Here is a 19,228-nt window from a genome sequence, read left to right as displayed (position 1 = left end):
CGGCCGGTATCCCTTCCCCGGCCGGGGCGTTCGCGTATCTCCGGACCACCGCCGGAGGCGGCACACACCCTGGACGTACCGCCCCGGGACGCGACACCCGCCGTACGAGATCCGGACAGGGGCTAGACGTACCGCTCCAGGATCGACGACTCCGCCAGACGCGACAGGCCCTCGCGGACGCTCCGCGCGCGGGCCTCGCCGACGCCGTCCACCGTCTGGAGGTCGTCCACGCTCGCCGCCAGCAGCTTCTGAAGACCGCCGAAGTGCTCGACCAGCCGCTCGATGATGGCGCCGGGCAGCCGCGGCACCTTCGCCAGCAGCCGGTAACCCCGGGGCGAGACCGCCGAGTCGAGGGTCTCCGGTGAGCCGCTGTACCCCAGGGCCCGCGCCACGATGGGCAGTTCCAGCAGCTCGGGGTGGGTCAGCGCGTCCAGCTCGACCAGCGCCTCGTCGACCGTACGGGCCCGCTTCGCGGTCGGCTCCGGGACGTAGTCGCGGGCCACCAGATCCCGCTCCGGCTCCACGCCCGCGATCAACTCGTCCAACTGGAGCGAGAGAAGCCGCCCGTCGGTACCCAGCTCGACCACGTACTCGGCGATCTCCGTGGCGATCCGGCGCACCATCTCCAGCCGCTGCGCCACCGCCGTCACGTCCCGGACCGTCACCAGGTCCTCGATCTCCAGGGCGGAGAGCGTGCCCGCGACCTCGTCCAGTCTGAGCTTGTACCGCTCCAGGGTCGCCAGCGCCTGGTTCGCCCGCGACAGGATCGCCGCCGACTCCTCCAGGACCCGGCGCTCCCCGTTCACGTAGAGCGCGATCAGCCGCATCGACTGCGACACGGAGACGACCGGGAAGCCGCACTGCTTGGAGACCCGGTCCGCCGTACGGTGCCGGGTGCCCGTCTCCTCGGTGGGGATCGAGGACTCCGGGACGAGCTGCACGCCCGCCCGGAGAATCTTCGTGATGTCCTTGTCGAGAATGAGCGCGCCGTCGAGCTTGCACAGCTCGCGCAGGCGCGTCGCGGTGAACTCCACGTCCAGGACGAAACCGCCCGTGCACATCGACTCGACGGTCTTGTCCATCCCCAGGACGATGAGACCGCCGGTATTACCGCGCAGGATGCGCTCCAGCCCGTCGCGCAGCGCCATCCCCGGCGCGACAGCGCTCAGGGACGCGCGCATCAGCGCTTCGTTGCCGGAGCCCGCGCCGGACTTTCCGGGTGCTGATGCCCGGTCGTTGGCTGCCACTGCACTCCTCCGGCTCGTACGGATGGGCGAGACCAGGGCAAAGTCTACCGGCGAGCGTTGTCGTCCCGTGGGGCGTCCGCCCTACCTCGGCGCGGCAGCACCCTCAGAGCGTCGCCCATGTCGGCCACCTCCGTCACCTTCATACCGGGCGGGACCTTGCCCGGGTCCGTCGGTACGAGGGCCTGGGTGAAGCCCAGACGGTGTGCCTCGGCCAGTCTGCGCTGGACCCCGGTGACCCGTCTGACCTCGCCCGCGAGCCCGACCTCGCCGATCGCGACGAGGTTCTTCGGCAGCGGGGTGTCGCTCGCCGCCGACGCCAGCGCGAGGGCCACCGCCAGGTCCGCGGCGGGCTCCGTCAGCTTCACCCCGCCGACCGTCGCGCTGTAGATGTCGCGCTTGCCGAGCGCGCTGATCCGGCCGCGCTGCTCCAGCACCGCCAGCATCATCGAGACCCGGGAGGTCTCCAGCCCCGAGGTGGTGCGCCGGGGCGAGGGGATCTGGGAGTCGACCGTGAGCGCCTGCACCTCGGCGACGAGCGGCCGGCGCCCTTCGAGGGTGACGGTGAGGCAGGTGCCCGGCACGGGCTCGTCGCGCCGGGTCAGGAAGAGCCCCGACGGATCGGCGAGGCCGGTGATCCCCTCGTCGTGCAGCTCGAAGCAGCCGACCTCGTCCGTCGCCCCGTACCGGTTCTTCACGCCGCGGACCAGCCGCAGCCGCGCGTGCCGGTCGCCCTCGAAGGAGAGCACGACGTCCACGAGGTGTTCGAGCAGCCGGGGGCCGGCGATCGCGCCGTCCTTCGTCACGTGCCCGACCAGCAGCGTCGCCATGTCGCGTTCCTTCGAGGCCCGGATGAGCGCCCCCGCGACCTCTCTGACCTGCGCCATGCCGCCCGGTGCCCCGTCGATCTCGGGAGACGCGACGGTCTGTACGGAGTCCATGATCAGCAGCGACGGCTTGACCGCGTCGAGATGGCCGAGGACGGCCGAGAGGTCCGTCTCGGCGGCGAGGTAGAGATGGTCGCTGATCGCCTTGATCCGGTCGGCGCGCAGCCGGACCTGGCTCGTGGACTCCTCGCCCGTCACATAGAGCGTGCGGTGCTCGTCGTCGGCCGCCTTCGCGGCGACGTCCAGCAGCAGCGTCGACTTCCCCACGCCCGGCTCGCCCGCGACCAGCACCACGGCCCCGGGCACCAGCCCGCCGCCCAGCACCCGGTCCAGCTCCGGCACACCGGTCGAGCGCGCCGTCGCCGTACGGATGTCGACCTGGCCGATGGGGAGCGCGGCCGTGGAGACCCGGCCGGCCGCCGTCGTCCGCACCGCGGGCGCGCCGTACTCCTCGACCGTCCCCCACGCCTGGCACTCGGGGCAGCGGCCGAGCCACTTGGCGGTCGTCCAGCCGCACTCGGTGCAGCGGTAGGACGGCCGGTCCTTGGATTTCGTACGGGCAGCCATGGCGTCACCGTATAGGGGGCCACCGACAGCCGGGACCACCCCGTCGGTCCGGCCGCGCTCCGGCAGGGCGTCAGCCAGGTGAGGGAGGCCCCTGTACCACTTCGAAGCCATCGAAACACGACATTCGTGTCCCCTTTTGAGGGATAGCTTCACCCGTAAGGATTAAATGTGCTCAAGGGGTGTGAAGGGTACGGGTCGCCCTGTCTACGGTCGCCGGGTGATGAGCAGCAGCCCCGAAACCTCCACGCACACCACCGGCGCACATCGCGCGCTCCGTCGTGCGCCCCGTTCGGTGGCGCAGCGCCCTCCGGCACGGTACGAACCGTATCTGGACGGCCTGTTCACCTACTGCCTCTCCGTGCTCTGCGACCACGACGCGGCCATCGAGGTGCTCGGCGACGTCCTCGCCATCTCCGAGCGGCAGTACGGCCGTTGCCCCTCCGGCGCCGGGGAGCGCAGGGCCTGGCTCTACGCCCTCGCCCGCTGGGCCTGTCTGCGCAAGCTCACCGAACAGCGCCGAAACCGCCCGGGGGCGCACGCGGGCGACCGCGGCCCGGCTCAGGAAATCGGCTCCGCGCCGTCGTCCGCCGGGGTCGCGCCCGGGACCGCCGAGCGCCGCCGCCGCGAACTGGCCCTGCTGGCCTGGCCCGAGGCCGCCGGGACGACGCCCGAGCAGCGCGAGGTTCTGGAGCTGGTGGTACGGCACCGGCTCGACCCGCGCGATGTGGCCGCCGTCCTGTCCAGGGAACCGGCCGCCACCCGGGAGCTGCTCTCCTCCGCCGCCTGCGAGGTCGAGCGCACCCGCGCCGCGCTCGCCGTCGTGGACACCGGCGACTGCCCCTCCGTCGCCCGGCTCACCGGCGACCACCACGTCCTGCTCTCGGCCGCGCTCCGGCGCGAACTGGTCCGCCATGTCGACGACTGCCCGCGCTGCCGCCGGGCCGCGGAGCGCGCCGAGGCGGCGGGGCCCTGGCCCGGCTCGCGGACGGCGCCGCCCGTCGCGCCCGGCACCGGGGCCGGGGCCGAGTCCGGGGCCGACGCCACCGGGGGGCTGTCCGTCGCCACCGCCCCGCTGCCGCTCGTCGAGGCGCCGCGCGGCGCCGCGTACACCGCCATGATCCAGGCGCCCCGCGCCCGCGCCACCGCCCCGCGCTTCGGCCGCAACGGCTATCCCATGGACCCCAAGGACCGCGCGGCCCGCCGCGACCGGCTGCGGGCGCGCGCCGTGACGACCACCGTGGTCGCGACCGTCGTCGCCGCGCCCGTCCTCGCCCTCTGGGCGGCGTACCGCGGCGCGCCGCAGACCGGCGAGGGCCGCGACGGCGCCTCCGTCAGCGCGGGCGAGACCACGGGCCCGCCCGCCCGCGGCGGGCACCCCCATGACGACCCGTACGAGAGCTACGAGAACTACGACCACTACGAGAACGCGGGCGCCGCCCGGGACCGGCCCGGCGCCCGCTCCACGGACGGCAGCCGCGCGCCCGGCGTCTCCGTCGAGATCGTCGGCGACGGTACGGGCGCCTCCGGCGCGGACCGCACCGACCCCGGCGGGCTCACCGTAGAGGCGCGGCCCGCCGGTGCCACGACCCTGATCACGCTGCGGGCCTCCGGCGGCGAGCGGGTCTCCTGGACGGCCGGAACCCGCGCCCCCTGGATCTCCCTGAGCCGCCACTACGGGACGCTCGCGCCCGGCGAGTCCGTCACCGTCCGCGTCTTCGTGGACCCCGTGCGCGAACCGGCCGGCCCGTGGAGCGCCCGGATCGCGCTCTACCCGGCGGGCGCCGCCGTACGGATCCACGGGTACGGCACCAGGCCCCCGCTCCCCGGCCGCCCGGACCACAGCGGCCGGCCCGGCGACCCGGCCGACCCCGGCCCCGCGCGCCCTACCTGGACGGCGCCCACGGCGGTCGGCAGCCCCTCGGCCCCGGGCTCGGCGGACCCGACCGGCGGTCCGGAGCCCTCCGGCCCCGGGCCGGTCCCCGGCAGCCCGTCGCAGTCGCCCCCGGACCCGGATCCGCCCGACCCGGACCCGTCCACCAGTTCCGCCGGCTCCGCGGCCGCCGGCTCCCCGGCCGCCGGTTCCGGGCCGGCCGGGCCAGGACCGAGCGCCGCGCCCCGCTGACCGGCCCGTCCCGCGTATACGCCGACCGGCCCCCGCGTCAGGCGGACGCCGGGCGCGGCGGGTCCGCCGGGTGCGGGGCCAGCAGCGGGAGCTCGCTCGCCATGCGCCGCTCGCACAGCTCCACCAGCCGGTCGTACCCCTCCTTGCCCATCAGCTCCGTCAGCTCGGGCCCGTACGTCTTGTACACCGGCTCACCCGCGCCGTGCGCCGAGGTCGCGGACGTGCACCACCAGTGCAGATCGTGACCGCCCGACCCCCAGCCGCGCCGGTCGTACTCGCCGATCGACACCTGGAGCACACGCGTGTCGTCCGGCCGGTCGATCCAGTCGTACGTACGCCGTACCGGTAGCTGCCAGCAGACGTCCGGCTTCGTCTCCAGCGGCTCGCGGCCCTCGCGCAGCGCCAGGATGTGCAGCGAGCACCCCGCGCCCGCCGCGAAACCGGGACGGTTCTGGAAGATGCAGGACCCCTCCCAGCGCCGCGTCTGGCGCTCGCCGTCCTCGTCGGTCTGCGTCCAGCCCGTGGCCGTCCCCTCCTCGTGGAACTGCCACAGCTCGGGTGTGAGCCGCGCCACATGCTTCGCGACCCGCGCCTCGTCGTCCTCGTCGGAGAAGTGCGCGCCCAGCGTGCAGCAGCCGTCGTCGGCGCGGCCCGCCTGGATGCCCTGGCAGCCGCTGCCGAAGATGCAGCTCCACCGTGAGGTGAGCCACGTCAGATCGCAGCGGAACACCTGTTCGTCGTCGGCCGGGTCCGGGAACTCGACCCAGGCACGGGCGAAGTCCAGCCCCTTCTCGTCAGGGACCGCCCGGGCGCCGCCACGGGTCCCCTGCTGCTGGTCCTGCTTCTTCGGGCCCTTGGCTTTGCCCGGCTTCGCCTTTTTCGTCTTTGGCACATGTCCAGCGTATGCGGCGTTCGCAGTAGCGTTCCGCTCATGAGACTCGGAGTCCTGGACGTCGGTTCGAACACCGTGCACCTGCTGGCGGTCGACGCCCACCGCGGTGCCCGGCCGCTGCCGGCGCATTCGTACAAGGCGGAGCTGCGCCTCGCCGAACTGCTCGAACCCGAGGGCGCGATCGGCCCCGACGGTGTCGACCGTCTCGTGGCGACGATCTCGGACGCCCTCCAGGCGGCCGAGGACAAGGGGTGCGAGGACGTGCTGCCGTTCGCGACCTCCGCCGTACGGGAGGCCGTCAACGCCGAGCAGGTCATCGCGCGCGTCAAGAGCGAGACCGGGGTGGACCTCGAAGTCCTGACCGGCGAGCAGGAGGCCCGGCTGACCTTCCTCGCCGCCCGCCGCTGGTTCGGCTGGTCGGCCGGGAAGCTCCTCGTGCTCGACATCGGCGGCGGCTCCCTGGAGATCGCGTACGGGATCGACGAGGAGCCGGACGCCGCGGTCTCCCTGCCCCTGGGCGCGGGCCGGCTCACGGCGGGCTGGCTGCCCGGGGACCCGCCCGACCCGATCGACGTGAAGGCGCTGCGCCGCCATGTGCGGGCACGGATCGCCCGTACGGTCGGGGAGTTCGCCCGGATCGGCAGCCCGGACCATGTGGTGGCCACGTCCAAGACCTTCAAGCAGCTCGCGCGGCTGGCGGGCGCGGCACGCTCCGGCGAGGGGCTGTACGTGCAGCGCGAGCTGAGGCGCGCCGACCTGGAGGAGTGGGTGCCGAAACTGTCCACGATGAACGCCGCCCAGCGCGCCACGCTCCCCGGGGTCTCCGAGGGCCGCTCGGCACAGTTGCTGGCGGGCGCGCTGGTCGCGGAGGGCGCCATGGACCTGTTCGGAGTGGACACGCTGGAGGTCTGCCCGTGGGCGCTGCGCGAGGGCGTGATCCTGCGCCGCCTCGACCAGCTCGCACCGTGACAGGCCCGCTCGCACCGTGACCGGACCGCCCGTGCCGTGAACCGGACGACGGCCGCGCCGCCGCGGCCCGTACGCTGTTCCCGTGGCAGATCCAGTGGTGCGCATCCCGGATACGAAGGTCGCGCTGTCGACGGCCTCGGTCTATCCGGAGTCCACGGCGACGGCCTTCGAGATCGCCGCGCGCCTCGGCTACGACGGCGTCGAGGTCATGGTCTGGACGGACCCCGTCAGCCAGGACATCGAGGCGCTGCGCCGGCTCTCCGACTACCACGGCGTCCCGGTCCTCGCCGTCCACGCGCCCTGTCTGCTGATCACCCAGCGGGTCTGGTCGACGGACCCGTGGGTGAAGCTCCAGCGGGCGCGGGCGGCGGCCGAGAAGCTCGGCGCGTCCACGGTGGTCGTACACCCTCCGTTCCGCTGGCAGCGCCAGTACGCGCGCGACTTCGTCACCGGGATCTGGCGGATGGCGGACGAGACGGATGTCCGGTTCGCCGTCGAGAACATGTACCCGTGGCGCTACCGCGACCGCGAGATGCCCGCGTACGCGCCCGGCTGGGACGTCACCCAGGAGGACTACCGGCACTTCACCGTCGATCTCTCGCACACCGCGACCTCCCGCAGCGACGCCATGGCGATGGCGGGACGCATGGGCGACCGGCTGGGCCACGTCCACCTCGCGGACGGCAACGGGTCGGCGAAGGACGAGCACCTGGTGCCGGGGCGCGGTACCCAGCCCTGCGCCGAGCTGCTGGAAGGGCTGGCGGCCGACGGCTTCGACGGCCATGTCGTGATCGAGGTCAACACCCGGCGCGCGATGTCGGCGGCCGAGCGCGAGGCGGACCTCGCGGAGGCGCTGGCCTTCGCGCGGCTGCACCTCGCGGCGCCGGCCGCCGCCACGTCCCCCGCCCCCGCCCGGTCCCAGACCGCCCCGGCGGTACGGGCGCCCCGCACGCCCCGTACGCCTCGCACCCCCCGTCGGCCCCGCAGCTCCGGCTCGTCCGGCGCCTCGGGCTCGTCGGGAGCGCGCCCCTCATGACCGACGGCGCCACCCCGCGCCGCCGGGGCCGCCCCGCCCGCAAGGACGCCGAGTCGGGACCCAGCGCCCGGCAGAGGATCCTGGGGGCGGCCCGCGCCGAGTTCGCCGAGCGCGGCTACGACAAGACGTCCGTACGCGGGATCGCCAGGGCGGCGGGCGTCGACCCCGCGCTCGTCCACCACTACTTCGGGACGAAGGACGAGGTCTTCGCCTCCGCCGTCGAGATCTCCTTCGAACCGGCCCTGACCGTGCCCGCCAAGGTGCTGGCCGGGAACCCCGACACGATCGGGGAGCAGCTCGCCCGTAACTTCTTCGTCGTCTGGGAGAACCCGGCGACCAGGGCCCCGCTGCTCGCCGTCATCCGCTCGGCGCTCACGCACGACGCCGCGGCGGCGGTGCTGCGCACCTTCGTGCTGCGCCGGCTGCTCGGCCAGGTCGCGGAGGGGCTGGACGTACCGGACCCGAGGCTGCGCGCCGAGCTGGCCGCCTCGCACATGGTCGGCATCGCCCTCCTGCGGTACGTGATCAGGGCGGAGCCGCTGGCCTCGGCGGAGATCGAGGAGATCGTCGCGCTGGTCGCGCCCACGCTCCAGCGCTATCTCACCGAGAAGTGAACCGCCCGTGACAGGCCGGGCGGACCGGGCCGGCCGGGCGAGCCGCGGACCCGGCCTGCCCGAAAGCTGAACAGTCGTCCCGTATTCCGGACAGGGCGTCCAGATCTTGGATCCGGGGCGTACGCTCGAAGAAGTCATTTCTGCCGAAGGACTCGGCGGGAAGATCTGCCGCGATCCACCGCCATCCGCTGAAGGAGCGAGAGACGATGCCCGAGCTGAGGTCCCGCACTGTCACCCACGGCCGGAACATGGCGGGCGCCCGCGCCCTCATGCGGGCATCGGGCGTAGCGAGCGAGGACATCGGCAAGCCGATCGTCGCGGTGGCCAACTCCTTCACCGAGTTCGTGCCCGGCCACACCCACCTCGCGCCGGTGGGCCGGATCGTCTCTGAGGCCATCAAGGCCGCGGGCGCCGTCCCGCGCGAGTTCAACACGATCGCCGTGGACGACGGCATCGCGATGGGCCACGGCGGCATGCTCTACTCCCTGCCGTCCCGCGACCTGATCGCCGACTCCGTCGAGTACATGGTCGAGGCGCACTGCGCGGACGCGCTGATCTGCATCTCCAACTGCGACAAGATCACCCCGGGCATGCTGATGGCCGCGCTGCGCCTCAACATCCCGACGGTCTTCGTCTCCGGCGGCCCCATGGAGGCCGGCAAGGCGACCCTCGTGGACGGTACGGTCCGAAAACTCGACCTGGTCAACGCGATCTCCGACGCGGTGAACGAGTCGATCTCGGACGAGGACATCCTCCGTATCGAGGAGAACGCCTGCCCGACCTGCGGCTCCTGTTCCGGCATGTTCACCGCCAACTCGATGAACTGCCTGACCGAGGCCATGGGCCTCTCCCTCCCCGGCAACGGCTCCGTCCTCGCCACCCACACCGCCCGCAGGGCGCTGTACGAGAACGCGGGCCGCACGGTCGTCGAGATCACCCGGCGCCACTACGAGCAGGACGACGCGTCGGTCCTGCCGCGCAACATCGCCACCCGCGCGGCCTTCGACAACGCCATGGCGCTCGACATCGCCATGGGCGGCTCCACCAACACGATCCTGCACCTGCTCGCCGCCGCCCAGGAGGCCGAGCTGGACTACGACCTCAGCGACATCGACGCGGTCTCGCGCCGCGTCCCCTGCCTCGCCAAGGTCGCGCCGAACGTGGCCCCGGGCGGCACGTACTACATGGAGGACGTCCACCGGGCCGGCGGCATCCCCGCCATCCTCGGCGAGCTGTACCGCGGCGGTCTGCTCAACGAGGACGTCCACACCGTCCACGCCCCCGGCATCAAGGAGTGGCTGGAGACCTGGGACGTGCGCGGCGGCTCGCCGTCCGAGGAGGCCGTCGAGCTGTGGCACGCGGCCCCCGGCTGTGTCCGCTCCGCCGAGGCGTTCTCCCAGTCCGAGCGGTGGGCCACGCTCGACACGGACGCCGCGGGCGGCTGTATCCGCGATGTCGCCCACGCCTACTCCAAGGACGGCGGTCTGGCCGTCCTCAAGGGGAACCTGGCCGTCGACGGCTGTGTCGTGAAGACGGCGGGCGTCGACGAGTCGATCTGGACCTTCGAGGGCCCGGCCGTCGTCTGCGAGTCGCAGGAGGACGCCGTGGAGAAGATCCTCCGCAAGGAGATCACCGAGGGCGACGTGATCGTCATCCGGTACGAGGGACCGCGCGGCGGCCCCGGTATGCAGGAGATGCTCTACCCCACGTCGTATCTGAAGGGCCGCGGCCTCGGGAAGTCCTGCGCGCTGATCACCGACGGCCGCTTCTCCGGCGGAACGTCGGGACTCTCCATCGGCCACGCCTCGCCGGAGGCGGCCTCGGGCGGCACGATCGCGCTGGTGGACGACGGCGACCGGATCCGTATCGACATCCCGAACCGGACGATCGAGCTGCTGGTCGATGACGCGGAGCTGGCGGAGCGCCGCGCGGCGCTGAACGGTGTGTACGCCCCGGCGAACCGCGAGCGCAAGGTCTCGCAGGCGCTGCGCGCCTACGCCGCCATGGCGACGAGCGCGGACCGGGGCGCGGTCCGGGACATCTCCCGCCTCGGCTGAGCGTCCGGGCCCTCCCGGGGACCGGGCGCCCGGAGCCGGGGCGGCACCAGTGTCGCCGGGGGCACCGGCGACACCAGTGTCACCGGGGCACCGGTGTCACCAGGAGGCGGGGTCCCGCCCGGACACCGCGAAGACGGATCCGTCGGGCGCGCTCCCGAAGACGGTCGCCCCGGAGCCCTCACCGGCGCCGGGCGCCGTCACGGGCGCGGGCAGCGTGGGGACGAGCGTGTCGGGCCCGTCGGCCATCCGCGGCTTCGTCTGCCCCAGCAGCACCCCGCGCCCGGCGTCCACCGCGAGCAGCCGCCCGTCGCCCGCGCTCAGAAAGACCCGGCCCCCGGTGGCGGCGGGGCGCGAGGCGCGCGCCACCGATGTCTCCAGCCGCCAGCGCACGCCCGCGCCCTCCCGCCCCATGTCGACGGCGAGCAGTGAGCCCGCGTACCCGACGACGTAGACGGTGTCGCCCAGGACGGTCGCCTGCGCCTGGTCGACCGTCGCGGCCAGCGGGACCCGCCGTACCGTACGGCTCGACGCGTCCAGCCGTACGACCGCCGAGGTGAAGCCGTCCGCGTCGGTCGCCAGCAGGAACAGCGCGCCGCCCGTGGCCCCGGCCGGGGAGAGGGCGCCCGCCAGCCGCCGCTCCCAGCGCACCGCTCCGGTGGCCGGGTCGATCGAGCGGACCTCCGTCGCCGTGCCGTCGGCGGTCGGGGTCGCGGCGAACAGCGCGCCACCGCCCCCGTCCGCCGCCGTCCAGACGGTGCCGGTCGCGCCGAGCCGCTTCGTCCAGCGCGCCTCGCCGGTCGCGCTGTCCAGGGAGCGCACCCGTCCGTCGTACGCGACGAGGAGCACCGAGTCGCCGCTGTGCCGGACGGTGGCATACGAGGAGATGGAGACGGACCAGCGCTCGGTGCCCGAGGCCGGGTCGAGCGCCGCGAGCCGCTTCCCGCCACCGGAACCGCCCGTACCGGAACCGCCCGCGACGACATGCAGGAGCCCGCCGGAGAGCACCGGCGCGGCGCCCTCGTCGCCCGTGTCGGCGCGCTCGCCCCGTGCGGCCTTCACCGACCACTCCGTACGACCGTCCACGGGATCGAGCCGGACGGCCGTGACACCGGGACCCGAGCAGTAGACGCCCGTGGCGTCCGCCGCGCAGACCGGGGCCCGGCGGGCGCCCGCGCCGGCGGCCGGCGTGGTGTCCCACGGCCGGAACGCCGGGGAGCGCGGCTCCTGCGCCGACGCCCGCGTGGGGGTGTCCAGCGTCCGTACCCCGAGAAAACCCGCACCGGCCACGGCCAGCAGCGCCACCGCGACCGCGACCGCCGTGCGCGCCCGGCGGCGCGGCGACCGCCCCGCCGCCGGGGGAGCGGACGACGGCGCCCGGCCGGGCGGCACGTGATCGGGCGGCACGTGATCGGACGGCACGTGAGCGGACGGCGCCCGGTCGGACGGCGCCGACGGAACGGTCGCCGAGCCCCGCGCGTGGTTCGTGGGGACGGAGCCCGCACCGGAGCCCGCCGTCTCCGCGGACACGGGCCCGCGCTGCGCCGGTACGAGCGCCCGCGCCCCGTACGGCCCGCGCAGGTCGTACGTGCCGGGGCGCCCCGCCTCCGGCACGCCACCCGGGGCCGGGTCTGCGGCGCGCAGCGCGCCCATCACCTCGTCCGGGGTGGGCCGTTCGGCCGGGTCCTTCGCCAGACACCGCGAGATCAGCGGCACCATCCGCTCCGGCACGCCCTTCAGGTCCGGCTCGTCGTGCACGACCTGGTACGCGACGATGTACGGGCTGTCCGAGTCGAAGGGACCGCGCCCCGTCGCCGCGTGCACCAGGACCGCGCCCATCGCGAACACATCGGCGGCGGGCCCGACTTCACGCGGACGCTGGAACTGCTCGGGCGCCATGAACGGCGGCGTGCCGATCAGCTTGCCCGTCTCCGTCCGCAGATCGCTGTCGGCGGGGCGCGAGATGCCGAAGTCGATGACCTTGGGCCCGTCGGCCGCCAACAGGACGTTGCTGGGCTTGAGATCGCGGTGCACGACCCCGGCGCGATGGATGTCCCGCAGCCCCTCGGCGAGCCCCGCCCCGAGCCGCGTCAACTCACGGGCGTCCAGCGGCCCGCTCCGCTTCACCCGCTCGGAGAGGGTGGGCCCGTCGATGAACAGGGTCGCCATCCACGGCCGGGGAGCCTCCGGATCGGCGTCCACGACGGGCGCGGTGAACGCCCCGCTCACCCGCCGGGCCGCCGCGACCTCCTGCTGGAAGCGGGCCCTGAACTCGGGGTCGGAGGCGTGGCCGGCGTGGATGACCTTGACGGCGAGCCGCAGCCCCGAGGCGGAGGTGGCGAGATGGACCTCGCCCATGCCGCCCGAGCCCAGCGTGGATTCGAGCAGATAGCGGCCGGCGTAATCCGGATGCTCCGCTTCCGGGGCCGACCCGGTGTTGCGCAGTGGTGGCATCGCCCACCCCCGTGAATTCGTGCGCAAGCGCGACGCACGGAGCCTAGTCGATGGTGCGTGCTATCCGGCCATGGCTTGCTAGCCTGCGCGGCGCAGAGCACACACCGTCAATGGGGGAGGACCGTATGGCCGTCGAAGAGGTTGAGAACACCGCGAGAGAAGCCACGGCGACCGTGACCGCAACGGCCGCCGCGCCCGTCGTGGAAACCGTCGTCGTGACCGTCGCGGAGCCGGAGGTGGGGACGCCGGCCGTGGGGACGCTGGCGGCCAAGCGCTACAAGGTCCACCCGGACTACCGCGTGAACGTCCGCAGCGGTCCCGGCACCGGCTACTCCCTCGTCAGGGTGCTCCCGTACGGGGCGAGCGTGCCGATCAACTGCCAGAAGGCGGGGGAGCGGATCGCGGGCCCGTACGGCACGACGAACCTCTGGGACAACATCGCCAACGGCGAGTTCATCTCGGACGCGTACGTCTACACGGGAAGCAGCGGCTACGTCGCCCCGCGCTGCGCCTGACCGCAGGGGCTGAACGCCGGTTCGCCCGTGCGCCGGGCCCGGGCGCGCGCCGGGGATAATCGCCCCGTGAGCGAGCACCCCGAGCACACCCAGCAGACCCGGCACACCCGGCCCACCCAACATCCCGAACGGGGCCGCGGTGGCCCGGAGCCCGAGGCCATCCGGTTCTTCGGCACCACCTGGCTCGCCCGCGACGGCGGCTACGCGGCACGCCGCGCCGCCGTCGCCGCGGGCTCCCTCACCACCGCCGTCGCCGCCTGCTTCGTCCTCCGCTTCTCCTACGAGGGCCTGGAGATCGCGAAGGTCGGCCCCTTCGTCGGTCTGCTCCTCGTCGTGATGTTCTCGGTGTGCAGCGCCATCGCCTTCCGCAGGACCTGGGACGGTTTCGTCCGCCGCCCGGCCGACCCGGCCCGCGAGGAGTCGCTGCGCAGCGTCAAGGCGATCGGCTTCATGGGCGCGCTGATCGCCTACTTCCTGCGCTCCCTCGCCGAGGCCCCGGGCGAGGGGCTGCGCCGCGCGGAGTACACGACGGCCCTGGCCCAGTACGAACGCCGCCGCACCGCCCGCGCCGGCAACCCCGCCGCCCGAGCCGCCGCCAAGGCCAGGACCGACGCCAGGCCCAGGAAGCCCAAGCGCCCGTAACTCGGTCTGGCCTCGCCCTCCTTGTACGCCCTCCGTCTCCTGTACGCCCTCCTGTACGCCCTCCGTCTCCTGTACGCCCTTCCCGTCCTGGACGTACTCCGCCTCCCCCGCACCCTCCGTACCCCTGGCCCGGCCCGGGCGGCGGCCGCCACGATGGGGTCATGACTCCTGCCACGGCCCCCCGCCCGACCTCCCGCGCCCTCTCCTTCGACGCCGTCGCCGACCAGTACGACGAGGCGCGCCCCGGCTACCCGCCGGCGCTCTTCGACGCGGTCGAGGAGTTGGCCGGCCGCCCGCTCCAGGGCGCCCGCGCCGTCGACGTGGGCGCCGGGACGGGGATCGCCACCCGTCTGCTGCGCGCACGCGGCGCCCGGGTCACCGCCGTGGAACCGGGCCCCGCCATGGCGGAGCGGCTGCACCGTACCCAGCCGGACGTCCCCCTCCTGCGCGGCCTCGGCGACGCCCTGCCTCTCGCGGACGGCTCCGCCGACCTGATCACGTACGCCCAGTCCTGGCACTGGACCGACCCGGCCCGCTCCCTCCCCGAGGCCCTGCGCGTCCTCACCCCCGGCGGCGCGCTCGCCCTGTGGTGGAACATCGCCGACGCCGGCCTCCCGTGGATCGCCGACCAGGACGAACGCATCCGCCGCTGGTCCGGCGAAGGCGCCCACGGCGCCCACAGCGTCTCCGGCCGGGGCGGCGAGCTGCCCGCGGAGCTGAACCCGGCCGAGCGGCGCGTGTCCTGGACCCGCCGCGTCCCCCTCGACACCCACCTCGCCCACCTCGGCAGCCACTCCGTCTTCCGGATGCACGGGGAAGCCGCCGCGACCGCCTTCCTCGCGGCCGAGCGCGCGGAACTGCTCCGGCTCTTCCCCGACGGGACCGTCGAGGAGGCGTACGTGGTCGAGCTGACGGTCGCCCGCCGCGCCTGACGCCGCCCCGCGACCACCCGAAACCGGCCCGCCACCACCGCCCGCACCACCTGCCTTGACGCGCCCGCTGCCCCGGCCCATTATTCATCACATGATGAATTTGCCAGAGGGCGGGGCCGCCGTGCACGCCCGCGGCCTCACCGTCCACCGAGGCGACCGCGCCGTCCTGCGCGGCCTCGACTTCTCCGTACCGCCCGGCCGGATCACCGGACTCCTCGGCCCCTCCGGCTGCGGCAAATCCACCCTGATGCGCGCCGTCGTCGGCACCCAGGCCCAGGTCACCGGCGTCCTCGACGTCCTCGGCCGCCCCGCGGGCGACGCCACCCTGCGCGCCCGCATCGGCTACGTCACCCAGGCACCCTCCGTCTACGACGACCTCACCGTCCGCCAGAACCTCGACTACTTCGCCGCCGTACTCGACCCGGGCCGCTCCCGCCGCACCGCCCGCGAGGAGACCGTCGACCGCGCGATCGCCGACGTCGACCTCGCCTCCCACGCCGACTCCCTGGCCGGGCGCCTCTCCGGCGGCCAGCGCAGCCGGGTCTCCCTCGCCGTCGCCCTGCTCGGCACGCCCGAACTGCTCGTCCTCGACGAACCGACCGTCGGCCTCGACCCCGTACTCCGCCGCGACCTCTGGACCCTCTTCCACCACATCGCCGCCGACCGAGCCGCCACGATCCTCGTCTCCTCCCACGTCATGGACGAGGCCGAACGCTGCCACCGCCTCCTCCTCATGCGCGACGGCGAAGTCCTCGCCGAGGACACCCCCGAAGCGCTGCGCACCCGTACCCGCACGGAGACCGTCGAAGCGGCCTTCCTCCACCTGGTCGACGAGGCCGACGCACTCCAGGAGAGCCCCCGATGACCACCACCGACACCCCTGACAGCACCGGCACCACCGCGCCCACCGCCACCCGGCACGCCCCGGTACCTGACGCCACCCGGCACGCCCCGGCGCCCGCCGCCCGCCCGCTCTCCGCCGCCCGCACCCTGGCCACCACCGCCCGCGTGCTCCGCCAGCTCCGCCACGACCCGCGCTCGATCGCGCTGATGCTCCTCGTCCCCTGCGTGATGCTCGTCCTGCTCCGCTACGTCTTCGACGGCAGCTCCCGCACCTTCGACTCCATCGGCGCCTCGCTGCTCGGCATCTTCCCGCTGATCACGATGTTCCTGGTGACCTCCATCGCCACCCTGCGCGAACGCACCTCGGGCACCCTGGAACGCCTCCTCGCCATGCCCCTGGGCAAGGGCGACCTCATCGCCGGCTACGCCCTCGCCTTCGGACTCGTCGCCGTCGTCCAGTCCCTCCTGGCCACCGGCCTCGCGGTGTGGGCCCTCGGCCTCGACGTCGTCGGCTCGGCCTGGCTGCTGCTCCTCGTCGCACTCCTCGACGCCCTGCTCGGCACGGCCCTCGGCCTCTTCGTCTCGGCCTTCGCCGCCTCCGAGTTCCAGGCCGTGCAGTTCATGCCGGCGGTGATCTTCCCGCAGCTCCTGCTCTGCGGACTGTTCGCACCCCGGTCCTCCATGCACCCCGTCCTGGAGGCGGTCTCCGACGTCCTGCCCATGTCGTACGCCGTCGACGGCATGAACCAGGTCCTGCGCCACCCCGACATCACCGGTGACTTCGTCCGCGACGCCGTGATCGTCGCGGGCTGCGCCGTTCTCGTCCTCGGCCTGGGCGCGGCCACCCTCCGCCGCCGTACGGCCTGACCACGGCGACCGCTCCTCGGACACCTCACGCACCCGGCCCGCCTCCGGTGCGACGATGGGGAGAACGTCCGTCCCCTACGGCGAGGTGACTCCGCAATGCCCCAGACCGTCGCAGTCCTCGGCACCGGAAAGATCGGCGAGGCCCTGCTCAGCGGCATGATCCGGGCCGGCTGGCGCGCACAGGACCTGCTGGTCACCGCACGCCGCCCGGACCGCGCCACGGAGCTGCGCGACCGTTACGGCGTCGACCCCGTCACCAACGCCGAGGCCGCCAAGCGCGCCGACATCCTCATCCTGGCGGTCAAGCCCCAGGACATGGGCACCCTCCTCGACGAACTCACCCCCCACCTCACCGCCGACCGCCTGATCATCAGCGCCGCCGCCGGCATCCCCACCGCGTTCATCGAGGAACGCCTCGCCCCGGGCACCCCCGTCGTACGCGTCATGCCCAACACCCCCGTCCTGGTGGACGAGGGCATGTCCGTCATCTCGGGCGGCAGCCACGCCCTGCCCGCCCACCTCACCCACGCCGAGGAGATCTTCGGCGGCGTCGGCAAGACCCTGCGCGTCCCCGAGTCCCAGCAGGACGCCTGCACCGCGCTCTCCGGCTCGGGCCCCGCGTACTTCTACTACCTGGTCGAGGCCATGACCGACGCGGGCATCCTCCTCGGACTGCCCCGCGCCCAGGCCCACGACCTGATCGTCCAGGCAGCCATCGGCGCCGCCGTCATGCTGCGGGACAGCGGCGAGCACCCCGTGAAGCTCCGCGAGGCCGTGACCTCCCCGGCCGGCACCACCATCAGCGCCATCCGGGAGCTGGAGAACCACGGGGTACGGGCCGCCCTCATCGCCGCGCTGGAAGCGGCCCGCGACCGCAGCCGCGCCCTGGCCTCGGGCAACGGCTGACGCCACATCCGGGGGCCGGGCCCCGGCCCGGCTTCAACCGGCGGGCAGCAGACCGGCCGCCCGGTACGCGGCGTCGACCACGGGCCGGGCCGTCCGTCTCGCCCGCTCGGCCCCGTCCTTCAGTACGGCATCCACCCGCCCGGGGTCCGCGGCCAGCACCGCGTGCCGCTCCCGCAACGGCCGCAGCAGCTCGATCACGGCCTCGGCGGTGTCCCGCTTCAGCGCCCCGTACGAGGTGTACGTCCCGGCCAGCGCCGCCGGATCCCCGCCCGCGCACCCGGCCAGGATCTCCAGCAGATTGGCCACCCCCGGTGTGTTCTCCCGGTCGTACACGACCTCCTGCCCGCTGTCCGTCACCGCGCGCATGATCTTCTTGCGCACCACATCGGCGTCGTCCAGCAGATAGACGATCCCGGCGGTCGCACCGTGCGACTTCCCCATCTTCGACACCGGGTCCTGAAGGTCCATGACCCGCGCGGCCACGGGCGGCCGGACGGCCTTCGGCACGGAGAAGGTGTGCCCGTACCGCTGGTTGAACCGCACGGCGAGATCCCGGGTCAGCCGCACATGCTGGGTCTGGTCCTCGCCGACCGGAACCTCGTCGGTCCGGTACGCGAGGATGTCCGCCGCCATCAGCACCGGGTACGACAGCAGGGAGAACCGCACGCTCTCCCCGGACGCGAGCGCCCGCACGCTCTTCTCCTTGTACTGGATCATGCGCCGCAGCTCCCCGTCGGTGGCGGTGCACTCCAGCAGGTACGAGAGCCGCGTGTGCTCGTCCACATGGCTCTGCACGAATACGGTGCAGAGCGCGGGGTCGAGTCCGGCCGCGAGCAGCAGCGTCGCGGCCTGCCGACTGAGCCGGCGCACCCGGGCCGGATCGTGTTCGACGGTCAGCGCGTGCAGATCCACCACGCTGAACAGCGCGTCGGCCCGGTGCTGGTCGACCTCGACCCAGCGGCGTACGGCCCCCAGGTAGTTGCCCAGTGTCAGATGCCCGGTCGGCTTGATCCCGCTGAAGATCCGCGTCATCTCTCATCCACCCTCTCGGTCGGAGCCGCCGCTGCCTGCGGCCCGCCCCCCGAGCTGGGGAAACGCGAACGGCCGCCGAAGCGGCGGCCGTTGAACGCATACGTGTGTGCCGGCCGCCGTCAGGCGGCCCACCACTGAAGGATGCACGCATGCGCTGTCATGCCCGCCAGCGTAGCGGCCGACCCCCCAAGTTGACACGGCCAACACGGATCCGTAATGTTCTCCGAGCTGTCCGACGTGAGCAACGGTCGTGTACCGGTCCCCGGGCAGCCATTCCGCAGGACCTACGAGAAGCGAGCGACGTTGTGTCGCATTGCTTTGCGTATGCCTATGCGAAATGAGGAATCGGCGTTCACACCGGACGCCGGCACCGAAGCCCCGATTAGCGTCGGAGCCCAGGATTCCGCTAAAGTCTCACTCGTCGGAACGGCCGCAGGGCCGGGAGGACAAGCCCGCTGACTGGGAATCAGGCCCGAAAGGATCTGATAGAGTCGGACTCGCCGGAAAGGGAAAGCGCGAAAGCGAAGAACTGGAAAGCGAAACCCCGCTCCGACGGGGAATCGGACACGAAAGAGTCTGATAGAGTCGGAAACGCAGGAACGAAGTACAGAACAGAATGAAACACCGAAGGGAAGCGCCCGGAGGAAAGCCC

Annotated in this window: 16 protein-coding genes; 11 read left to right on the top strand and 5 right to left on the bottom strand. The window is 73.5% G+C overall.

Translation table 11 applies throughout. The features are described 5' to 3' along the window. Window positions 1-122: 122 nt before the first annotated feature. Window positions 123-1,247, bottom strand: a complete 1,125-nt coding sequence (gene disA, locus ACFXPK_RS29640; protein ID WP_384835225.1) for a DNA integrity scanning diadenylate cyclase DisA — start codon at window positions 1,245-1,247, stop codon at window positions 123-125. A gap of 44 nt (window positions 1,248-1,291) precedes the next feature. Next, a complete protein-coding gene (gene radA / locus ACFXPK_RS29635; RefSeq protein ID WP_385080169.1) occupies window positions 1,292-2,698 on the bottom strand; it encodes a DNA repair protein RadA in 1,407 nt (468 codons plus the stop codon). A gap of 220 nt (window positions 2,699-2,918) precedes the next feature. Between radA and ACFXPK_RS29630 the strand changes: the two genes are divergently transcribed. Next, window positions 2,919-4,820 carry a hypothetical protein gene (locus tag ACFXPK_RS29630; protein ID WP_385080167.1) on the top strand — a complete coding sequence of 634 codons (1,902 nt, stop codon included), beginning with the start codon at window positions 2,919-2,921 and terminating at the stop codon, window positions 4,818-4,820. Window positions 4,821-4,857: 37 nt separating this feature from the next. Here the strand turns inward: ACFXPK_RS29630 and ACFXPK_RS29625 are convergent, their stop codons facing one another. Continuing rightward, the gene (locus ACFXPK_RS29625) at window positions 4,858-5,712 is read right to left on the bottom strand and encodes a hypothetical protein (RefSeq protein WP_385080165.1); all 855 of its coding nucleotides are present in this window, start codon (window positions 5,710-5,712) and stop codon (window positions 4,858-4,860) included. A gap of 39 nt (window positions 5,713-5,751) precedes the next feature. On the opposite strand from ACFXPK_RS29625, the gene ACFXPK_RS29620 reads away from it, so the two are divergent. From ACFXPK_RS29620 to ilvD, 4 genes are all read left to right on the top strand, one after another. Continuing rightward, window positions 5,752-6,681, top strand: a complete 930-nt coding sequence (locus tag ACFXPK_RS29620) for a Ppx/GppA family phosphatase (RefSeq protein ID WP_385006420.1) — start codon at window positions 5,752-5,754, stop codon at window positions 6,679-6,681. 82 nt (window positions 6,682-6,763) lie between these two features. Next, window positions 6,764-7,717: a sugar phosphate isomerase/epimerase family protein gene (locus ACFXPK_RS29615; protein ID WP_385006422.1), complete on the top strand. Its 954-nt coding sequence runs from the start codon at window positions 6,764-6,766 to the stop codon at window positions 7,715-7,717. Further along, window positions 7,714-8,331 carry a TetR family transcriptional regulator gene (locus ACFXPK_RS29610; protein ID WP_385006424.1) on the top strand — a complete coding sequence of 206 codons (618 nt, stop codon included), beginning with the start codon at window positions 7,714-7,716 and terminating at the stop codon, window positions 8,329-8,331. The genes ACFXPK_RS29615 and ACFXPK_RS29610 overlap by 4 nt, the downstream gene beginning before the upstream one ends. A gap of 206 nt (window positions 8,332-8,537) precedes the next feature. Further along, a complete protein-coding gene (gene ilvD, locus ACFXPK_RS29605; RefSeq protein ID WP_385006426.1) occupies window positions 8,538-10,388 on the top strand; it encodes a dihydroxy-acid dehydratase in 1,851 nt (616 codons plus the stop codon). 96 nt (window positions 10,389-10,484) lie between these two features. On the opposite strand, the gene ACFXPK_RS29600 is transcribed toward ilvD, so the two are convergent. Beyond that, the gene (locus tag ACFXPK_RS29600) at window positions 10,485-12,839 is read right to left on the bottom strand and encodes a protein kinase (protein WP_385080162.1); all 2,355 of its coding nucleotides are present in this window, start codon (window positions 12,837-12,839) and stop codon (window positions 10,485-10,487) included. 125 nt (window positions 12,840-12,964) lie between these two features. Here ACFXPK_RS29600 and ACFXPK_RS29595 point away from each other — a divergent pair, with 125 nt between their 5' ends. The 6 genes from ACFXPK_RS29595 (at window position 12,965) to proC (ending at window position 17,544) form a co-directional block, all read left to right on the top strand. After that, entirely contained in the window at window positions 12,965-13,354 is a 390-nt protein-coding gene (locus ACFXPK_RS29595) for a hypothetical protein (RefSeq protein WP_385006433.1), read from the top strand. A gap of 159 nt (window positions 13,355-13,513) precedes the next feature. Then, window positions 13,514-13,996: a hypothetical protein gene (locus ACFXPK_RS29590; RefSeq protein WP_385080171.1), complete on the top strand. Its 483-nt coding sequence runs from the start codon at window positions 13,514-13,516 to the stop codon at window positions 13,994-13,996. Window positions 13,997-14,157: 161 nt separating this feature from the next. Continuing rightward, the gene (locus ACFXPK_RS29585; protein WP_385080160.1) at window positions 14,158-14,928 is read left to right on the top strand and encodes a class I SAM-dependent methyltransferase; all 771 of its coding nucleotides are present in this window, start codon (window positions 14,158-14,160) and stop codon (window positions 14,926-14,928) included. Window positions 14,929-15,019: 91 nt separating this feature from the next. Further along, window positions 15,020-15,793, top strand: a complete 774-nt coding sequence (locus tag ACFXPK_RS29580; protein ID WP_385080158.1) for an ABC transporter ATP-binding protein — start codon at window positions 15,020-15,022, stop codon at window positions 15,791-15,793. Next, the gene (locus tag ACFXPK_RS29575) at window positions 15,790-16,638 is read left to right on the top strand and encodes an ABC transporter permease (protein ID WP_385080156.1); all 849 of its coding nucleotides are present in this window, start codon (window positions 15,790-15,792) and stop codon (window positions 16,636-16,638) included. The genes ACFXPK_RS29580 and ACFXPK_RS29575 overlap by 4 nt, the downstream gene beginning before the upstream one ends. A 96-nt stretch (window positions 16,639-16,734) precedes the next feature. Further along, on the top strand, window positions 16,735-17,544 hold the full coding sequence (gene proC / locus ACFXPK_RS29570) for a pyrroline-5-carboxylate reductase (RefSeq protein WP_385006441.1): 810 nt from the start codon (window positions 16,735-16,737) through the stop codon (window positions 17,542-17,544). A gap of 33 nt (window positions 17,545-17,577) precedes the next feature. On the opposite strand, the gene trpS is transcribed toward proC, so the two are convergent. Continuing rightward, window positions 17,578-18,576: a tryptophan--tRNA ligase gene (gene trpS / locus ACFXPK_RS29565; protein ID WP_385006443.1), complete on the bottom strand. Its 999-nt coding sequence runs from the start codon at window positions 18,574-18,576 to the stop codon at window positions 17,578-17,580. Window positions 18,577-19,228: the final 652 nt, after the last annotated feature.

The organism is Streptomyces sp. NPDC059142, from assembly GCF_042755665.1.
In the GTDB taxonomy this organism is placed as follows: Bacteria; Actinomycetota; Actinomycetes; order Streptomycetales; family Streptomycetaceae; genus Streptomyces.
This window is presented reverse-complemented; position numbering and strand designations above follow the sequence as displayed.